Below are 17,238 nucleotides of genomic sequence, written 5' to 3'. Positions count from 1 at the left end.
ACGTGTTTGCCGCAGGTCGCGGGATTGCGGATACTTCAGGCAGTGGCACTCCCGAGAAGGGCGGCTCCGTGTACGAACCCACAGGTGGCGGCTACTTCGAGCCCGATTCCCCCGAGCCGGTCGGCGGTGACTCGCCCGGTGGGGCAGAGCGCTCCTGGCGCGACGATCCATCGGTGGTCGCAACCAACGAGACCGTGCTCGCCGCCGACGCCAGGCCGGCCAGTTACAGCGACTTCGAACTTGCTGGCCACTTCGCCGGGGTCTCTCAAGGGCCCACCACTCGCACCGCAATGCTCACGCTCGGTGCGATGCTACTGGTCGTGTTGGTCTTCATCGCGGGCATCGTCTACCTCCCGCAGCTCGCCGAGGGATCGGTGATCGCTTGGACCGTGGCCTTCGTGCTCATGGTCGCACTTGCCGAGATCATCGCAGCGACCATCGTCGCCTGGCCGCACTCGTCTCGGCGTCCTGCGCGGGAGACCGGCTTGACCGCGGGCGCCATCCGCTTCGCTGCTCGCCTCGTGCTTGTCACGGTGTTCGTGGCGGCGATGTGGGTGCTGCTCGCGGGTGGGTGGGCAGAGCGTATCGGCACGGCGATCACCGCGCCCTTCGAGCCACCGCTCCAGAGCGCGACTGCGCCGGTCAATCAGCCGACCAACCCCGGCGTGATCGTCGCCAAGAATCGGTTGCGTGAGACGCAGCCCGACATCTACAAGGCCACAACCAATCTCAACGAACCCGTCATCACGCTCGAGACCGAGGGCAGGACCAGCTACACGTGGAGCTACACCCCCGATGGCGCTGCCGCCCCCGTCTCGCACACCATTACGCTCGACATCGAAGGCAAGGTGGTCTCACCGTGAGGCAACGACTCGAGTCGAGCGTCGCAGGCATCGCCGTTGCGCTCGCGCTGTGTGCCGGGGGCGCCATCGTCGGTGTCGCCGGTGCGGTACCCGGAACTGCGGCACAGGTCGGTGCTGCGTCGCCGGTCTCGGCTGAGCTGGCGGCCGTCCGCTCACTCGCGGTGACGGCCTCGGTCCGTCCCACGATCACCGTAGCGGCCGTGGGCGACCTGTGTTTCGACTCCTCTGTGCGCAGGCTCATCGCGAGGAGCGGCGCCAAGGCGCCGTTCACCTCGACGCGGTCGGTGCTCTCCAGGGCCGATGTGACCGTCGGTAACCTCGAATGCGCCCTTTCGAATCTCGGGCGCCCCGTGGCCGGAAAGACGTTCACCTTCGAAGGACCGCCGTCGGCCATCAATGGCTTGACCTGGGCCGGCTTCGATCTGCTTGCGCTCGGCAATAACCACGCGCGCGACTATGGAGCTCGCGCCCTGCTCGACACGGTTGATCGGCTCGACGACAAGGGCATCAAGCACGCGGGCGCGGGAGCGGGCGTGAAGTCGGCGTTCCGCGCGACCTACGTGAAGCGGGGAGGGGCGACAATCGCCTTCCTGTCGTACTCGCAGATCGGTCCATCCTCATTCAAGGCCAAGAAGGGTCGCGCCGGGACGGCGTATTCACAGCACCTCGAGACGGCCGAGAAGGCGATCCGCGCTGCCCACAAGAAGGCCGACTACGTAATCGTGTCGTATCACTGGGGCGTCGAAAAGCGGTTCACTCCGACGTCGCAGCAGGTGCGGTTTGGTCGTGCGTCCGTCCGCGCCGGAGCCGATCTCGTCTTGAGCCATCACCCGCACGTGATCGAAGGCGTTGAGTTCTATCGCAAGGGTCTCATCGCATACTCGCTCGGCAACTTCGTGTTCTCTCCGGGAAGCGATGTGGGGCACGACACGATGGTGCTCACGCTCTCTCTCGGCCCGAAAGGCGTGACCAACGTCATCGCGCGACCCGCGCACATCGACCCATACGGTCGACCCGTGTGGGCGAAGGGCAAGACGCGGACGCGTATCCTATCGGTAATCAAGCGTACATCGCGAGGCCGCGGTACGCGCGTCACCGTCAAGGACGGGAACGCGCGGCTGCGCCCGTAGCGCCTCGCTGCAACCAGAGGAGTCATGGCACAGTGATCCAGGTCAAGTCAGTGTTCGACCCCATCGCCAAGAGCGACGGGTATCGCATCATAGTGGTCCACCACTGGCCTCAGGGCGCGCCCCGCGGCAAGGCCGCGGGTTGCGACTGGATCAAGTCGCTCGGCCCCACCGAGAGCCTGCGCGGCTGGATGAAGAAGAACCCGCGCAAGATCGATCAGTTCATCGACAAGTACCTCGCCGAACTCGGCAAGAATGACGCAGCTACCGACAAGGTGTGCGCGATGCACACGCGCTTCGGCGGCGTCACGGTACTCTCGGTCCCGACGATTGATGACAAGTGGCCGATGGCGGAGACACTCGCTCGGTTCCTCGGGGCCAACTGCGACGACTGACGGCCGGCCGGGCGCGCCGCCGGCTGCCGGGATTCCCCACACACGAAACGAGAGCCGGCATCTGCCGGCTCTCGTCGTTGTTGCGGTGTGTGGAGGATGTCCTAGAAGCGCGGTCCCCGAGTCGGAGCGGTGACGGTTGCGAGCTCTCCACCGATGTTGAGGCTCAGCTCCAGGGCCTCCTGGTCGCGACGGGCCATCCAGAAGAGTGCGGCTGCGGTCATCATCGGGCCGATGAGGAAGATCGTGACGATGGCCCACACGCCAAGCTCGAATGCTGCCACCGCGCCGTAGACCACGAGGGCGAACGAGGCGAGCACGAGCAGGACCGAGACGGCACGCTCGAAGTACCAGCCGACGATCATGGTGGCAAGAGCGGCGACAAGCGGGATGAACGCGCTGATGAGTGCGAAGCCCACGCCCGACTCGGCGTAGGTGTACAGGCCTGCGAATGTCGCGACGGTCCAGAACGAGCCGCCGGCGATCACGAATGCACGAGCGAATCCACGTTCCACCTGGATGCGCTGCTCCGCGTCGGCGATGCGGGCTGCGTCGGCGTCACGCGACGTGTAGGCGTCGAATGCCATAAGTCCGAACACGGCGGGCACAGCCACTGCAACAGCGACCGCACCGAGGATTCCAGTGATGATGAGCGCGGCCACGATGATGAGTGACATGGTCCTCTCCTTCCAAACCTTGGCACGAGATCCGCCCGCGCCGACAACCTTCTACTAGGAGTATCGCCACGAGCGCACGGGGGCGGGTTCGTGCCCGATTTCCGTACTGTTAGGGTTTCGTGAACGTCGTTTCCTGCGTCCTGGCACCTTCTGAGACCGTGGTTTCGACCGAGTCGGTCTCGCGGGTGTGGCAGTAGCTGCAGAACGACAGGCTGTGACAGCGTTCGCATGATGTCGTGCCCCGCTTGAGCACTGCGGCAGGGTGTGAGCGCTTCCAGCCCGCCTCGTGAACCACGTGGCACTTCTTGCAGAAGTCGATGCGATGGCAGGTGGCGCACGCACGTGTATCGGCACGGGCAGCGTCCTGGTGCGCGACCTTCCACCGATCCGCAGGCAGGTGGGTGGGCGGCTTGATCGCATGGCAGCTATCGCAGAACTTCAACCCGAAGTCGTGGCATTGGAGGCAGTTGTCAGTCCCTACCCGTAACGCCTCTTTGCCATGAGTCTTGAGCCACTCAGGCTCTTCGTGCAGGTCGGTCCACGGAAGCACGCGTCCGCCGTGGCATCCCTTGCACTCCGATGGGGCGATGATCTGCGAGAGGTAGGGTTGCTCGTGGCGCAGCGCGTGCTTGCCCGTGTGACAGGTGGTGCAGTCCACCTCGTAGTCCGTCGGCGTCATGGAGGATCCGGGAGACAGCCCCGAGAACTTCGTGTGGCACTTCTTGCAGAAGCCGACGTCCACCCAACGGGTCACCGAGACGTTGTCCCGTGCGCTCAGATCGATCCTGTGATGGCAGTCGTGGCACACCAGCCCCGGGAGCAGTTCGCTTGTGAGGTGTATGCGGTGCAACACGATGCGCGAATCGAGCTCACTCCCGTGACATGCGATGCACTCAGGTTTGGAGACGTTCGCCGCATCAAGGTGCAGCCGCGCCAGCCGTGCGGCGCCATCGGGATACCGCTCGAGGGGAGCGATGCGGTAGCGGGCAGTGTAGAGGGCGGTCGCCCAAGCCGAGACGGGACTGCGTTCGGGCGTACTCGTCAGGAAGCCGGCGAGGATGAGCACGTTGAGCAGCACCGACGCGGCGATCAACTTGACGAGCGAGCGGTTTGCGTCGAATTCGCGTCGGGGTCTTCTGGGCATCGTCATCGCATCCAGCCCGCGACGGTGAGGACGACCACGACCAGCAGCACGCCGGCGCCTACGGTGAGCGCGAAGACGCGCGCGCGAGGTGACCGCGAGGGGTTGCGGTCGAGAAAGGGGAGCGCACCGGCGGCCACGAGCAGCAGGACGGGAGTCAGCGCCCCAATCGTCGGGGGGACCACGCGCAGGAGCTGGTGAAGGAAGAGGAAGTACCAGGCCGGCTTCGATCCCTCAGGAGTGAGCACCGGGTTCGCTCGCAGTCCCAAGGTGGCCGGCAGCAAGATGCACAGTACCGAGAGAAGGCACAGCACCAGGATCGCTGCCGTCACCTCGGATATCGCATGATCCGGGAAGAACGGGATCGTCCGCTGCCCGCGCCACTCCGCTTCTCGGTCGTACTCGAGAACACCGTCTTCTGCGGGCGTGAACCGCGCTTCAGCATCGTGCTGATCGGCGCCGCGTTCACGCTGCTCGGGTGAGGGTGTCATTCGCTCGAGGCTCACAGCGGCCCCGAGATGCCCTGTTTGCGGATCATCCAGAAGTGCGCAAGCAGCAGGCCGGTGAGCGTCGCCGGGAGCAACATCACGTGCGCACTGTAGAAGCGTGTGAGCGTCGCCGCACCGATCGTGTCGCCCCCGACAACCAGGCGGGCGATCCACGCTCCGACCAGTGGTACTTCTCGGATGAGCGACATCGTCACGGTCGAGCCCCAGTACGCTTTCTGATCCCATGGCAGCAGGAAGCCGGTGACTCCGAATGCGAGGGTGACCGCGAGCAAGAGAACGCCCGCGACCCAGTTGAGCTCGCGCGGGTGCTTGTAGGAGGCGGTGATGTAGACGCGGATCATGTGCACGATCACGAACGCGATCATCACCTCGGCGCCCCACACGTGTATGGAGCGGATGAGCCAGCCGTACTTCACGAAGTTCGAGATGTAGAAGACGCTGGCATACGCCCGCTCAACGGTGGGCTGGTAGTACATGGTGAGAAACATGCCCGAGAGTGCCTGCAGCGCTGCGGCAAAGAACGCCAGCCCTCCGAAGCAGTACCAGAATCTACGTGCATGCATCGGCACCGGCCGAGACCAGACGCGCGTCTGCAACCGGTTAGCCAGGTCGAAGCGTCCGGGCGCCATCGGGCCTCGGTTGTTGGCGGGATCGCTCATCCGGAGCGCCTCACGATTCCACGGCCGTCACGATGATGTCTGAGCCTACGATCTCGAACTGCGCGTGCGTCATGTCACGGGGCGCCGGACCGCTCAGTCTGCGGCCGCCCAGGTCGAACGTGCTGGCGTGACACGGACACGTGAACCGCTTGGCCGACTCGTCGAACTTCAGGCCGCATCCCACGTGTGGGCAGGCGGCGTTGTACACCGAGAAGGAGTCAGGCCCGGTTCGGACCACGAAGACGGCATCGTCGCCGTAGGCAGCTCGCACCGGTGCACCGATCGATAGGCCGCCGGTTCGCGCCACAGTGACTCGCCCCGGCTTGGTCTTGCCGTCGATCGAGCGGCTTGGCGGCACGACCGCCTGCACCAAGGTGGCGCCGACAAATACCGCGGAGGCGCCGAGTGACGCGACGGCCGCCCAGACGAGGAAGGAGCGGCGGTCGAGCGTCGATTCCGGGTGGGTGGCCGATGGCCCCGGAGGTACGGACTCCAGGTCCTCTAAGTGGCTGTCGGTGACCTCGGGCACAACACCTCCCCGGCTTCCGGCCGTCCGCCCCAAGCGGACAGCGACACACCCACTCAGTGTCACATCGAGGACGCCCTACTCATGTTTGGTGCGCGTGTGCGGAATGTTAGGGTCGTGTTAGCGCGCAAGGAGCCGCCCCGATCTCGGGACGGCTCCGTTCTTTGCGCTACGAGTTCGAACTGGTCGATCAGGCCCCGAGGGCCTCTGTGTTTGAGTGGCCCTGTCCGCCACCGGTGCTGCTCTTGCCGCCAGCGAGGAAGAAGAGCGCGGAAGCCACCACCGTGGGCACGACAAAGAAGAGAAGCATGATCGCCCAGACATTCGGCTCCCAGCCCATGATGACTCCCCAGGCGACTGTTCCGACGGCCGCAATGGCGAGCACGAACGAGATGAGTCGCTCATAGAACCAGCCGATGGCGAGAACTCCCACCGTGAAAATCAGCGGGTAGACGGCAACGCCGAATGCGCCGGCGAGCGAGGCACCGCCATAGACGTAGGGTCCGGCGAAGGCGGTTCCGATCCAGAACAGCCCTCCGATGATCGTGAACACTCGCGCGAAAAGCCTCTCGGTATTCTGCCGAGCCTGCTTGGTCTCCTCAGACATGATGACCCCTCGTTTCCCATCCCTGCGACCTCCCGGCGAGGTCGTCAACGTCATTCTGAAATGATTGTGCCCCAGGAGCATTTGAGCCCGGTTGGGGTCGGATTAGGATTGTGTTAGCCCTTCCCTCGTGGATGAATCCTGCACAGTGTCTACCCGCGCCGGTCATCGTTGACGCACAGGTAACGGGCAGTTCTCGGTAGACCCTCGGCGTCGCAGTTGTTGCTGCAGAGGCGTTGGTGGAGGCGTAGAGTCTGAATCGACCCTACCGAAACAGCCTGAGACCTCTCGGGTGAGGGGACGTGATCGCATGACACAGGAGCCAACTCGCACGTCGACAGTCAGGCACATCGGGGTGGGGAGCATCGTTGCCATCGCCATCGGCGCGCTCCTTCTCGGCTCGCTTGCATTCGCCCCGGTTCGTGCGGTGGCGTCGCAGTTCCTCGGCATCTTCCGGATCCAGCGCATGCAGACGATTTCGGTGACCCAAGCCGATCTCGAGCAGATATCGAAGGTCATGTCCGAGGGCGACGGGACGGTGTCGCTCGAGAGCCTCGGCGACGTGACCGTGAAGGGCGGGACAGGCGAGCCCGTCGAGGCCACGATGGAGGACGCGCAGGCGGCCGTCGATTTCGACCTCAGGTCGCTTGCCGCAGGCGAAGGCACGCCCACGATTGCTCTGCAGCCAGCGATGACGGTCACCTTCAAGCTGCATGTCGACAAGGCCAACGAGCTGCTTGAGTCATACGGCGCCACGAACCTGTTCCCCAAGTCCATGGACGGCAAGGAGTTCATGGTGCACATGCCGGCCACAGTCGTCATGGCGTACGGCGAGGACGTCACCTCCGTGGAGTCCGGGCAGGTGGATCCCGACAAGGGCACTGCGACGGACGCTGCGCTCTACCGTGACCCCAATCTCGGCCTGATTCTCGCGCAGACCCGCGGACCGCAGCTGACGGTTCCGCCGGGCGTCGACCCTCTCGCACTTCGCGATGTACTGCTTGGGCTGCCGTTCCTGCCCGAGAGCATCCGTAGCCAGCTCGCGAACGTCCAGGACTGGCAGAACACCCTGCTGATCCCCAACGTCGAGGGAACGACGCGCGAGATAGCGGTCGGTGGGAAGCCCGGCGTTGTGATCTCTCCGCAGGCAGGTGCTGCCGGTATGGAGGGTGAACAGATCGCGCCCGAAGAGACGCCCGTGGTCGTGATGTGGAACGACGACGGCGTCATGCGCGCCATCGGCGGGCTCGGTGGAGAGCAGCGGATACTGTCCATGGCGGAGTCCCTGACCCGATGACGAGCGGCGAGTTCGTCCTCGAGACTCACGAACTCACCAAACACTACGGCCCCAAGGTGGGATGTGAGCATATTTCGCTCACAGTCCGCCGCGGGCACGTGTTCGGGTTTCTCGGCCCCAACGGCGCGGGCAAGTCGACGTTCGTGAAGATGATGGTGGGGCTGATCACGCCTACGTCGGGCGAAGCCACACTGCTTGGAAGGCCGCTTGAGAACGTGTCGGCGCGTGCCAAGGTCGGTTTCCTCCCAGAGAACTTTCGCTATCAGGACTGGCTCACCCCGCGTGAGTTGCTGAGTTTCCATGGGCGTCTGCTCGGCATGGAGTCCTCGGTGGTCGCGGGCGCGATTCCGCGTGTGCTCGAACTCGTGGGGCTGCCCGATGACATCGACTCAAAGGTGCGCGCCATGTCAAAGGGCATGCAACAGCGGCTTGGCCTGGCCAGCGCGCTGCTCGGAGAGCCCGAACTGCTGTTTCTCGACGAGCCGACCTCGGCGCTCGACCCGATTGGGCGTCATGACGTCCGCGAGATTCTGTTGCACCTCAAGTCACAGGGAGTGTCGGTCTTCCTCAACAGTCACCTGCTCTCTGAGGTTGAGAGCGTGTGCGATGAGGTCGCCGTCGTCGATCATGGACGCGTGCTTGAAACCGGCTCGCTCGTCGACTTGCTCTCCGGCCCCTGTGAGGTAGAGGTGGCCGTCTTTGAGCCGGTGCCCGAAACCGTCGTGGCGCTGGCAGCGGTCGACTTGGGCGGCGTCGTACGATCGCACGATCCGCTCTTGCTCGTGGTGGGACTTTCCGATGAGAGCCGCATCCCCGACCTCGTATCGCGGCTCGTTGACGCCGGCGTGCGAATCGTCGGTGTCACTCGCCGGCGGCGCACGCTCGAGGCGCTGTTCCTCGAGACCGTGGCCGAAGCCTCCCGCGAGGAGGTCGCGCATGTCTGAGCCGACCCACACGGGACTGAGCGCCAGTGTCCGCAGGATCCTCGCAGTCGCTGGGCTGACCTTTCGAGAGGCGTACAGACGAAAGGTGTTTCTTGCGGCGCTGGCCATGAGCGGAGCGTTCCTCCTGCTCTTTGGTCTTGGGCTGCACTTCGCGGGGTCGCAGATACTGCCGCAGGCGGGGGCCGCCGAGGAGCTTGCTCGCCGAGCGGTCGCAACCCAGCTTCTCAACTTCGGACTGATGCCCGCGAGCTTCATCGTCGGGCTCACGGCTGTGTTCGCTTCGGTTGGCACCGTGTCGGGAGAGTTGGACACGGGGGTTGCCTACGGCGTTCTCTCGCGACCGGTCACTCGCGCCGAGGTCGTCATCGGTAAGTTCCTGGGTCTGGGCACCATGCTCGCTGCGTACGACATTCTGCTCGTTGCGTCCCTGTCGGGTCTGGCTGCGTGGCAGGTAGGGACGCCACTGCGCAACCTGCCTGGTGCGCTCCTCTTCTTCGCGTTGGAGCCGTTGCTGCTGGTGGCACTCGCGATTCTTGGCAGCGTGCGGCTGCCGACCCTCGCTAACGGCGTCCTGTGCACGGCGGCCTACGGAGTTGCATGGGTCGGCGGAGACATCGAGCAGATCGGCGGCTACATCAAGAGCGTGACCATGCAGAACATCGGTATCGTCACGAGCCTTCTGCTGCCGGTCGATGCGATGCATCGCAAGGCGATGGCGCTGCTCGTTCCGCAGGGACTGCTCGGATTGGACGCTGCCGGGGCGATGGGAATCGGAACGCCTGAGCTCCCGAGCATGTGGATGACGTTCTACGCGGTGGCCTACGTCATCGGCGCGGTCTGGCTCGCCGGACGCACATTCTCCCGTCGCGACCTGTAGGGCCGCCCGCCGATTCCGCGCATTCTGATGCCGCTCTGTCTGCTACGCTCGACTTACCGAGGATTCTTAGTTCGGGCCGGCGACGAGAGTGGGCGATTGCAGTGTCATCACAGGGGACAACGGTGCCGTCGTTCGCGGTGGTCACAGACAGTACTGCAGACATCGCCGCGGATATGGCGGCTGAGCGCAACATCACAGTCGTTCCGCTGTCGGTGCTCTTCGGCGAAGAGAGCTTCACCGATGGCGTGCTGAGCCAAGCGGAGTTCTTTGAACGCATGGTGGCTGCACCATCGTTGCCGACGACCTCGACGCCCTCGATCGGCGCCTTCGTCGAAGCATACGAACGCGCGCTTCAGACCGCCGAGAGCGTCGTCTCGGTTCACATCTCACACAACCTGTCCGGCACGATCGGTGCGGCCACTCAGGCCGCCGAGCAGTTCGCCGGAAGGGTGCATGTCTTCGACTCGCTCAACCTATCCTGGGGCCTCGCATGGCAGGTCATGGACGCCGCACGCTCAGCAGCAGAAGGGCTCTCAGCGCAGGCGGCGCTCGACCGCTTGGCGCTCGTGCGTGAGCGCGTCAAGTTGATCGTGGGACTCGACTCGCTCGAGAACCTCTCTCGCGGGGGGCGCATCGGGAAGGTGGGAGCGTTTCTCGGTGCAATGCTCAAGCTGAAAGTCACCTTTACCGTCGACTCGAACGGCGAGTTCCTGCCGCTCGAGCGTAGCCGCGGCGAGAAGGCGGCGCTCGCCTACACGATGGACTGGGTCGCCCAGCAGATGGGCGAGCACCGACGTGGACGATTTGCGGTGGGGCAGGCCCTCTCACTCGAGCGTGCCAACGAGATCGCCCAGTGGCTTCGGGAGCGCTACACCGTCGACGAACTCGTGATCTATGAGACGGGCTCGGTGATCTCGACGCACACGGGCACCGGGTGGGGTGTAGCGGTCCTGCCCAGCGAGTAGCGACGGTTCCTATCGGCAGGTGTGGGCGTGCGGGGTACACTTGCGTCGGACCACACACCGGTCGTGTCGACGATTCCGGGGGAAACGATGACGCAGGGCGTCGGACCTGACGAAGAGCCTCTCGAAGAGACCACCGAACCCGAGGAGCAGGAAGAGAAGCGCACGCGTTCGAGCGCGGCGCCGTGGATCGCTCTGGCGATTCTGCTGCTCATCATCATCTGGCTCATATGGCAGTACCTCGGCGGCGTGGGCACTGTGCCCGACACGAGGTCCGTGACCACGTCCAGCGAAATCACCGTCACTGCGGAAGGGCCGGGCACGATCGAGCCAGAAACGACCGAGGGTGAAGTCGCCACCGAGACCGCCGAGGCGGGACCCGTGGTTCCGGACGTGATCGGCATGAGCCGCTCCGCAGCGGTCGCGGCTGTTGAGGCGGCCGGCTACAAGGCCTCGGTGACCGTCGTGTACGGGACATCTCAACCGGCCGGCACGGTCTTTCGACAGAATCCGAGTGGCGGCTCCGCGCTCGAGCCTGGCGGCTCCGTGGGGATGCTCGTGCAGTTGCGGCCGAGTCAGAAGCCCACGGTCACGGTGCCCGACTTGGTCGGACGCACCGAGAAGAGCGCCAAGGCGGCGCTGGCCGATCTTGGTCTGCGGCCTGTACTCAGTTACGCCCCCGCATTCGGGAACCCGGGCATCGTTCACAGCCAGTGGCCGCTCGGCGGCGATGACGTTGTGGAGGGTGGAGACGTCCAGATTCAGATCACCGTGGATCGCTAGTCACGAAGTGATGGGCGATCGATCTGTGTCAGACCCCTGCGCTAGCGTCATCTGCGGGAGGTGGTGCCACCATGGGTAGAGAAGACGATCCTCGCGTGCTTCGTGTGCTAGAGAGCACTCTGCTGTCTACGAGTCGAGCGACTCGGCTACGAGCCGTGTCGATGCTCGCGCATGTCGACTGCGAGATGCGGCCGACCTGGCTGTCCGCCGCGTGCCTCGACTCGGATGAATCGGTGGCGACAACCGCACAAGCAGTGCTGTCATGGGTGCTCGATCCAGGGGTGCCGCCATGGCCGGAGCGGGAGAACTACGATCAGGGGATTGCTGGTCCTGCTGATGCTGCGGGTGAGGTTCTCGGCGCCGATCCACTCTCGAGATGGCAGTGGGAGTACGTGGTGGAGGTCTGGCGAGACGACGGGCTCCTGCTTGGGGTCTATCTGTGCCCTACGTGCGAGGAAGATGACGGTCACGCGAAGTCCATTGCGCTCGGTCAGGCGATCCTCGCCAACACCGGGGGCAAGGGCGACTCGTTCGACGCTCGCACAGCCGCCTGCTTCATAGTCGGGAAACAGCGGAAACACCCTAGTAACCAAGAAGCGGTATAAGGAACCTAGTGGCCCGCCGGTGTCCATCCCCATCGGCGGGCCCACTCATGCCCGGGGTCACGCCGGTTGCGCACCCACGCCTACCAGAGCGTGGCTACAGAGGGCACGCTCCTGCGATCGGTGAGAGTCATTGCTTCGTATCGACATGCGGTCCGGCAGATGCCACAGCCCCAGCAGTCCTCGGTCCGCACCGTCACGCGCCCGCGGGCGGCATCGATCGCCGAGAACGGACAGATGCGGGCGCAGGCGCCGCAGTGCGTGCACCGCTCTTCATCGAGCTGCACCACCGTTTCGCCACGCCACATGACCTTCACGCCGTAGGTCGCGGTCATCTTCATCGCCATGCAGCCGCTACTGAGGTTGCAGTTGCAGATCGCGGCGGTGAAGGGGGTGTGAAACGTCCAGATGGAGTGCATGAGGCCGCGCTCTTCGCACGCACGCGCGAGGCCCATCGCCTCATCCTTGGTCAGCGTGTGGAAGTCGTCGAGATCGGGCCCGTTGTCGTAGTCCTTGAATCCCTCGAGGAGAACGCTCTCCATCGGCGTGGTGGTGACCAGAATGCAGACCTCATCGGCGGTGCGATTAGGCTCGTGCATACGGCAGACACAGGGAATCGCGGTGATGCTGGTCGCCAGGTCGAAGACCTGCTCGACGTCTTCGAGCGGGAGTGGCTGGCCGAAGTGGTTCTTCTGCATGCGCTTGGAAACGGCGCTGCTGGTGAGCCGCGCGACAGGCTTGGGCAGCTTGAGCAGGATCTCGCCCGCGGTCACCGCGTTGGCGCGCATGGTATCGAACCCGCTGATGAAGTCCACCATGTACTGTCGGCGGCTCAGGTCACTGGCGAGGTCGGCCGAGTAGTTCTCGGCCTGGAGGTACCAGCGCTTGCCCTCGCCGTGCTCAACGCAGAACTGGCACATTCAGGACCTCTGCTCGGGCTCCTCATCGGAGCTGGCTGCTTGCATCATCAGGCGACCGGTGCGCTCCTTGCGGCGCGAGCGCTCCTCGGAAGCCCATAGGTCGCCGATACGCCCGGCAAGCATGCCCGGGACATCAGATGGCTGGTCCGCCCCGAGGACCGCGCCCTGCTCGGCATCGTGCGGATCGGACGCGAAGCGATCAACTGTCGACTTCATGAATCCCTCCGTACTGACTCGCGGCCGAGTCTCCTCCGTGCGCCGACCGCGAACACCTGTATACCCCCATTTGCGGCTGAGGCGGTAGGGGGTCACATAGATTTCACAACTTTGTGGAGGACTCCGTGCTCAGCGCGCGCAGAATCGCGTGCCGGCCCGGCCGGAAAGTGCCGCCGTGAGGTCCTCGCCGCGGCAGATGAGGGCGTCATTACCGGTCTTTTCGGCGAACCACGAAGCGGCCGCAACCTTGGGACCGATACTGCCCGCCGGCAGCGCTCCGCTCGCGAGCAAGGCGCTGGCCTGAGAGGGAGTGATGCGGTCGAGTCGCTGCTGCGCCTCGGTGCCCCATCCGTCGTAGACGGCGTCGGCCTCCATGAGGATGACGAAGGCCTCGGCGGAGATCTCAGCGGCGAGCACCGCGCTCGCCCAGTCTTTGTCGATGACCGCATCGACGCCCCTCAGCAGCCCGTCCTCGTCCTCGACCACCGGGACGCCGCCTCCGCCGGCTGCGATGGCCACGACGCCGGCGTTGACGAGCGCACGGACGGCGGGTGTCTCGATGATGCGGCGGGGTCGCGGTGACGCCACGACGCGGCGCCAGCCACGGCCGGGCTCCTCGGCGATCCGCCATCCACGCTCATCGGCGAGCAGATGCGCCTCATCCTTCTGGAAGTACGGACCGATGGGCTTGGTCGGCTTCATGAACGCAGGGTCGTTTTCGGCAACGACAACCTGCGTGACGACGGTCGCGATGGGCACCACGACGCCGCGCAGCCGCAAACGGTTACCAAGAACCTGCTGGAGCATGAGACCGATGCCACCCTCGGAGTCCGCGTCGGCGATGAACAGCGGCATCGGCGGAACGAGTTCGCACGCGGCCTCTCCGCGCATAAGGATGTCGCCGACCACGGGCCCGTTGCCGTGCGTGAGCACGACTCGAGCTCCCTCGGCCACGAGGCCGGCCACGTGAGCCATCGCCTCGTCTGCGCGTTGGAACTGTGACTCGATTCCCGGGGTGTCGGTGGCGCGCGCCATTGCGTTGCCACCCAGGGCGACAACGATGGTTCGTCCGACCGGGTCGGTGAGTGCTGCGCTCATGATCGCTGCTTCCTGATGCCGCACCAGTCCTCGTGCGGGAATGCGGATGAGGTGTATCGAATCAGACCTCTACCGTATACCCATCGCGATGTGCCGTGCCAGCGTCGCGTCGTGTATCGTTGGAGCTGAACCTGACCGGACGGTACAACAAGGAGCGACGATGGCCGTCACGCTCATCACCGATTCACTGGCATCGATTCCCGCCGAGGACGCTGCCGCCGCAGGAATCGACGTGGTCTCGCTCTACATCAACGACGGAGACGCGAACGTTCTTGATGTCGACCTGGATATGGCCGACTTCTACCGCCGTCTGGCCGATATGCGCACGTTGCCGACATCGTCCCAGCCGGCTGTCGATGCGTTCCTCTCGGCGTTCCGTCGCGCTGTCGAGGGCGGCAGTGAGGTGCTCGGGGTGTTCGTGTCGCGCAAGATGAGCGGCACACTCGAGGCGGCGCGCATAGCCGCAGACATGCTCCGATCCGAGATCCCCGGAGCCCGCGTCGAGCTCTTCGACACCGGATCCAACTCGATGCAGGAGGGTTTCGCGGTACTTGCCGCGGCGAAGGCCGCGCAGGCCGGCGAGACGATCGAGCGGTGTATCGAGAGCGCGCGGGAGACCGTCGCTCGCACCCGGTACCTGTTCATGCCCGAGTCGCTGGAGTACCTGCGTCGCGGCGGCCGGATCGGCGCCGCGTCGGCTCTGCTCGGTGGGTTGCTGCAGATCAAGCCGATCCTCACTGTCGAGAACGGCGAGACCACGACGTTCGCGAAGGTGCGCACGCGCGGGAAAGCCGTCGCCGAGATGGCACGCGCGTTCGCCGATGATGTCGCCGCGAACGGTCTGCGCCGAGTGATCGTCCACTACATCGGGGAGCCGGGCCCGGCGCAGGCGTTCGCGACGGAGTACATAGAGCCGGTCGTCGGCTCGGCGGTGCGCGTGATACCCGTCAGCGCGGTCGTCGGCCTGCACGTCGGCCCTGCCGTCGCGATCGCCTACGAGACCGAGCGAGCGCTGCGGTGAACCCGATCCTCAAGTGGTCGATGATCGCGGTCCTCGCCGGCGTGGCCGCCGCCTACTTCGGGCTGATGGTGTGGAAGAGCGAGCCCGTTGCGCGCGTGGTCCTCAAGCGAGGTCGCAGCGGTGGGTCGGTGTCCGAGGACTCGATGACGAAGCGCGTCAGGGTGCTCGCGAGCGTAGGGCTGCTCGTGGCGCTTGGCGCCGTGGGGGTGGCTGTGTGGCGCGCGCTTGGTGCCTGATGCGGCGCTCGGCGCGGCGCTTGCTAGAATGCGCCTCATGACAGACAACCCCGCTCCCGTGTCGAAGACGCCTGACGCCCGCCCGACCTCCTGGTTTCGCCGCCTTGAGCCCCGCGCCTCGGTGCGCGTCCAGTTGTTCTCGGCGGCGATCATCTGGCTGGTGGGTGCCAGCATCCTTCTCATCCGCGGAGCGATGTTCCTGCACGACCGTTGGCTGCCACTCATCGTCGCCATCGCGATCTTCATCGGGCTGACCAAAGAGCGCTACATCCTCAACAACTACGCCCGCAAGGCGGTCGCGCGCATCCATGCGCGAGGCAACGCCTGCTACTTCGGCTTCTTCTCGTTCAAGTCGTGGATATTCATCGCGGTGATGATGGGTGGCGGGATCGCACTGCGGCACTCGATCCTTGCCGACAGCCGCGACATCATCCCGTGGGGGCGTGACGTCCTGGCGGTCATCTACGTCGCCGTGGGTACTGCGTTGGTCTATGCGGACCGCATCTATTGGCACGCTGCATTTGCCAAGACGCCGGCGGATCTCGACGCCGTGGAGCACGAGATCGACTAACCGGTGCGGTGTGAGCCACCGGCGTATGAACAAGGGGGAGCCACCATGAAGGTCATCGCAGTCAACGGTTCGGCGCGAAAGGGCGGCAACACCGCTCAACTCATCGAGATGGTGTTCGGCCCGCTGCGCGATGCCGGGATCGAATGCGAGCTCATCGAGCTGGCGGGCAAGGACGTGCGCGGCTGCACCGCATGCATGAAGTGCCGAAAGAAGCAGGACCGCCGCTGCCACGGACGCAAGGACTTCGGCGACGAGGTCATCGAGCGGCTCCAAGACGCCGACGGGATCATTCTCGGCAGCCCCACGTACTTCACCGACGTCAGCGCCGAGATGAAGGCGATCATCGACCGGGCGGGCTACGTGTCCGGATCCAACGGCGGCCTCTTCACGCGCAAGGTGGGTGCCGGTGTGGTGGCGGTGCGGCGCGGCGGGGCCATCCACGCGTTCGACACCCTCAACCACTTCTTCCTGTACACACAGATGGTCGTCGTCGGTTCGACGTACTGGAACATCGGGATCGGGCGCGATAAGGGTGAGGTCCAGGACGATGACGAGGGCGTGCGCACGATGCGCAACCTCGGCATGAACATGGCCTGGGCGCTCGAAAAGCTCGCCGAGTAGAACCGACGTTACGGGTAGGTCAGCGAATCCGGCGCGGTGCCGCTGACCACGACGCCATCGGCTGTGATGACCGCGGAGTCCAGGGACAGGCCGGGGGCCGCCTTGAGGTACTCGTTGAAGTAGGTCGTGAATGCGTCGCCGGCCATCGACTTCTGGGCATCTGTCGTGGGCATGCCTTCGACGTTGAGTGAGCTCACGCCCGATGTCGTCACCCTTCCGCTCTCGAAGGCGAGTGGCATCCCGATCTCACCGGAGTACGTGCCACCGTTGGCGTTGATGATCGCCGTGATCGTGACCGAGCCCGGCTCGGGCACGGAGATGCCGACGTTTCGCAGGTTCGCGCGAACACCGCCGACATCCGACTCGTAGGGGAACGTGCTCATGAGCACAGCGATCTCGTCGCCCGTGAAGGTGGCCGAGAACGGATGCGATCCGCTCGCGACCACGTCGGTCAGCGTGACCGGATTCCCGGGGTACGTCGCGGTGACACCCGCTTTGCGCATCGCCGAGTCGAACTCAGCACGCGCTTGCGCGCTGTCGGCGGGTCTGGGTGACACGGAGCCCAAGACGAGGTAGATCGACACGCCGATAA

Annotated in this window: 23 protein-coding genes; 13 read left to right on the top strand and 10 right to left on the bottom strand. The window is 65.1% G+C overall.

The features are described 5' to 3' along the window. Positions 1-68 precede the first annotated feature (68 nt). Genes HGB10_07720 through HGB10_07710 form a run of 3 tightly spaced genes read left to right on the top strand, consistent with a single transcriptional unit; the run spans position 69 to position 2,385 of the window. Positions 69-863, top strand: coding sequence for a hypothetical protein (locus HGB10_07720; protein ID NTU71688.1), 795 nt, complete (start codon positions 69-71; stop codon positions 861-863). Next, positions 860-1,993, top strand: coding sequence for a CapA family protein (locus HGB10_07715; GenBank protein ID NTU71687.1), 1,134 nt, complete (start codon positions 860-862; stop codon positions 1,991-1,993). The genes HGB10_07720 and HGB10_07715 overlap by 4 nt, the downstream gene beginning before the upstream one ends. 32 nt (positions 1,994-2,025) lie before the next feature. Then, on the top strand, positions 2,026-2,385 hold the full coding sequence (locus HGB10_07710; protein ID NTU71686.1) for a DUF488 family protein: 360 nt from the start codon (positions 2,026-2,028) through the stop codon (positions 2,383-2,385). Positions 2,386-2,486: 101 nt separating this feature from the next. On the opposite strand, the gene HGB10_07705 is transcribed toward HGB10_07710, so the two are convergent. The 6 genes from HGB10_07705 to HGB10_07680 all read right to left on the bottom strand — a co-directional run bounded on the left by HGB10_07705 (position 2,487) and on the right by HGB10_07680 (position 6,501). Further along, a complete protein-coding gene (locus HGB10_07705) occupies positions 2,487-3,059 on the bottom strand; it encodes a hypothetical protein (GenBank protein NTU71685.1) in 573 nt (190 codons plus the stop codon). A gap of 109 nt (positions 3,060-3,168) precedes the next feature. After that, a complete protein-coding gene (locus HGB10_07700) occupies positions 3,169-4,203 on the bottom strand; it encodes a hypothetical protein (protein ID NTU71684.1) in 1,035 nt (344 codons plus the stop codon). 2 nt (positions 4,204-4,205) lie between these two features. Then, positions 4,206-4,706, bottom strand: coding sequence for a cytochrome b subunit of the bc complex (locus tag HGB10_07695; GenBank protein ID NTU71683.1), 501 nt, complete (start codon positions 4,704-4,706; stop codon positions 4,206-4,208). Beyond that, positions 4,703-5,338, bottom strand: a complete 636-nt coding sequence (locus HGB10_07690; protein ID NTU71682.1) for a cytochrome b6 — start codon at positions 5,336-5,338, stop codon at positions 4,703-4,705. The genes HGB10_07695 and HGB10_07690 overlap by 4 nt, the downstream gene beginning before the upstream one ends. A 40-nt stretch (positions 5,339-5,378) precedes the next feature. Next, positions 5,379-5,897 carry a ubiquinol-cytochrome c reductase iron-sulfur subunit gene (locus tag HGB10_07685; GenBank protein ID NTU71681.1) on the bottom strand — a complete coding sequence of 173 codons (519 nt, stop codon included), beginning with the start codon at positions 5,895-5,897 and terminating at the stop codon, positions 5,379-5,381. A gap of 187 nt (positions 5,898-6,084) precedes the next feature. Beyond that, positions 6,085-6,501 (bottom strand): hypothetical protein, encoded by a 417-nt coding sequence (locus HGB10_07680; GenBank protein NTU71680.1) that lies wholly within the window; start codon positions 6,499-6,501, stop codon positions 6,085-6,087. Between the two features lie 307 nt (positions 6,502-6,808). Between HGB10_07680 and HGB10_07675 the strand changes: the two genes are divergently transcribed. The 6 genes from HGB10_07675 to HGB10_07650 all read left to right on the top strand — a co-directional run bounded on the left by HGB10_07675 (position 6,809) and on the right by HGB10_07650 (position 11,966). After that, entirely contained in the window at positions 6,809-7,795 is a 987-nt protein-coding gene (locus HGB10_07675; protein NTU71679.1) for a hypothetical protein, read from the top strand. Beyond that, a complete protein-coding gene (locus tag HGB10_07670; GenBank protein NTU71678.1) occupies positions 7,792-8,739 on the top strand; it encodes an ABC transporter ATP-binding protein in 948 nt (315 codons plus the stop codon). Before HGB10_07675 ends, HGB10_07670 begins: the two co-directional genes overlap by 4 nt. After that, complete coding sequence (locus tag HGB10_07665; protein ID NTU71677.1) at positions 8,732-9,616, top strand: ABC transporter permease; 885 nt, start codon at positions 8,732-8,734, stop codon at positions 9,614-9,616. The genes HGB10_07670 and HGB10_07665 overlap by 8 nt, the downstream gene beginning before the upstream one ends. A gap of 122 nt (positions 9,617-9,738) precedes the next feature. Then, positions 9,739-10,581 carry a DegV family protein gene (locus HGB10_07660; protein NTU71676.1) on the top strand — a complete coding sequence of 281 codons (843 nt, stop codon included), beginning with the start codon at positions 9,739-9,741 and terminating at the stop codon, positions 10,579-10,581. Between the two features lie 27 nt (positions 10,582-10,608). Continuing rightward, positions 10,609-11,361, top strand: a complete 753-nt coding sequence (locus tag HGB10_07655) for a PASTA domain-containing protein (GenBank protein NTU71675.1) — start codon at positions 10,609-10,611, stop codon at positions 11,359-11,361. Positions 11,362-11,522: 161 nt separating this feature from the next. Further along, positions 11,523-11,966, top strand: a complete 444-nt coding sequence (locus HGB10_07650) for a hypothetical protein (protein ID NTU71674.1) — start codon at positions 11,523-11,525, stop codon at positions 11,964-11,966. An 80-nt stretch (positions 11,967-12,046) separates the two neighbouring features. Here the strand turns inward: HGB10_07650 and HGB10_07645 are convergent, their stop codons facing one another. The 3 genes from HGB10_07645 to HGB10_07635 all read right to left on the bottom strand — a co-directional run bounded on the left by HGB10_07645 (position 12,047) and on the right by HGB10_07635 (position 14,197). After that, the gene (locus HGB10_07645) at positions 12,047-12,883 is read right to left on the bottom strand and encodes a 4Fe-4S binding protein (GenBank protein NTU71673.1); all 837 of its coding nucleotides are present in this window, start codon (positions 12,881-12,883) and stop codon (positions 12,047-12,049) included. After that, positions 12,884-13,099 (bottom strand): hypothetical protein, encoded by a 216-nt coding sequence (locus HGB10_07640; protein NTU71672.1) that lies wholly within the window; start codon positions 13,097-13,099, stop codon positions 12,884-12,886. Between the two features lie 129 nt (positions 13,100-13,228). After that, entirely contained in the window at positions 13,229-14,197 is a 969-nt protein-coding gene (locus tag HGB10_07635; GenBank protein ID NTU71671.1) for a carbamate kinase, read from the bottom strand. Positions 14,198-14,357: 160 nt separating this feature from the next. Here HGB10_07635 and HGB10_07630 point away from each other — a divergent pair, with 160 nt between their 5' ends. The 4 genes from HGB10_07630 to HGB10_07615 are packed head-to-tail and all read left to right on the top strand — an operon-like array spanning position 14,358 to position 16,646. Further along, positions 14,358-15,218, top strand: a complete 861-nt coding sequence (locus HGB10_07630; GenBank protein NTU71670.1) for a DegV family protein — start codon at positions 14,358-14,360, stop codon at positions 15,216-15,218. After that, positions 15,215-15,454, top strand: a complete 240-nt coding sequence (locus HGB10_07625) for a hypothetical protein (GenBank protein ID NTU71669.1) — start codon at positions 15,215-15,217, stop codon at positions 15,452-15,454. Before HGB10_07630 ends, HGB10_07625 begins: the two co-directional genes overlap by 4 nt. 37 nt (positions 15,455-15,491) lie before the next feature. Beyond that, complete coding sequence (locus tag HGB10_07620) at positions 15,492-16,025, top strand: hypothetical protein (GenBank protein NTU71668.1); 534 nt, start codon at positions 15,492-15,494, stop codon at positions 16,023-16,025. A gap of 45 nt (positions 16,026-16,070) precedes the next feature. Beyond that, positions 16,071-16,646 (top strand): flavodoxin family protein, encoded by a 576-nt coding sequence (locus HGB10_07615; GenBank protein ID NTU71667.1) that lies wholly within the window; start codon positions 16,071-16,073, stop codon positions 16,644-16,646. Positions 16,647-16,654: 8 nt separating this feature from the next. On the opposite strand, the gene HGB10_07610 is transcribed toward HGB10_07615, so the two are convergent. Further along, positions 16,655-17,238 (bottom strand): hypothetical protein (locus HGB10_07610; GenBank protein ID NTU71666.1); only part of this gene is annotated, 584 nt, incomplete at its 5' end.

The sequence above is a fragment of the Coriobacteriia bacterium genome (assembly GCA_013334745.1).
Taxonomy (GTDB): domain Bacteria; phylum Actinomycetota; class Coriobacteriia; order Anaerosomatales; family JAAXUF01; genus JAAXWY01.
Note: the sequence above shows the minus strand (reverse complement) of the source record. Positions and strands in the feature narration are given on the sequence as shown.

Excerpts from the sequence above, each read along its gene's own strand:
- HGB10_07705 (NTU71685.1), bottom strand. The coding sequence starts at position 3,059 with ATGTCACTCATCATCGTGGCCGCGCTCATCATCACTGGAATCCTCGGT.
- HGB10_07700 (NTU71684.1), bottom strand. The coding sequence starts at position 4,203 with ATGCCCAGAAGACCCCGACGCGAATTCGACGCAAACCGCTCGCTCGTC.
- HGB10_07690 (NTU71682.1), bottom strand. The coding sequence starts at position 5,338 with ATGGCGCCCGGACGCTTCGACCTGGCTAACCGGTTGCAGACGCGCGTC.
- HGB10_07680 (NTU71680.1), bottom strand. The coding sequence starts at position 6,501 with ATGTCTGAGGAGACCAAGCAGGCTCGGCAGAATACCGAGAGGCTTTTC.
- HGB10_07675 (NTU71679.1), top strand. The coding sequence starts at position 6,809 with ATGACACAGGAGCCAACTCGCACGTCGACAGTCAGGCACATCGGGGTG.
- HGB10_07670 (NTU71678.1), top strand. The coding sequence starts at position 7,792 with ATGACGAGCGGCGAGTTCGTCCTCGAGACTCACGAACTCACCAAACAC.
- HGB10_07665 (NTU71677.1), top strand. The coding sequence starts at position 8,732 with ATGTCTGAGCCGACCCACACGGGACTGAGCGCCAGTGTCCGCAGGATC.
- HGB10_07650 (NTU71674.1), top strand. The coding sequence starts at position 11,523 with ATGCTCGCGCATGTCGACTGCGAGATGCGGCCGACCTGGCTGTCCGCC.
- HGB10_07645 (NTU71673.1), bottom strand. The coding sequence starts at position 12,883 with ATGTGCCAGTTCTGCGTTGAGCACGGCGAGGGCAAGCGCTGGTACCTC.
- HGB10_07640 (NTU71672.1), bottom strand. The coding sequence starts at position 13,099 with ATGAAGTCGACAGTTGATCGCTTCGCGTCCGATCCGCACGATGCCGAG.
- HGB10_07635 (NTU71671.1), bottom strand. The coding sequence starts at position 14,197 with ATGAGCGCAGCACTCACCGACCCGGTCGGACGAACCATCGTTGTCGCC.
- HGB10_07630 (NTU71670.1), top strand. The coding sequence starts at position 14,358 with ATGGCCGTCACGCTCATCACCGATTCACTGGCATCGATTCCCGCCGAG.
- HGB10_07620 (NTU71668.1), top strand. The coding sequence starts at position 15,492 with ATGACAGACAACCCCGCTCCCGTGTCGAAGACGCCTGACGCCCGCCCG.
- HGB10_07615 (NTU71667.1), top strand. The coding sequence starts at position 16,071 with ATGAAGGTCATCGCAGTCAACGGTTCGGCGCGAAAGGGCGGCAACACC.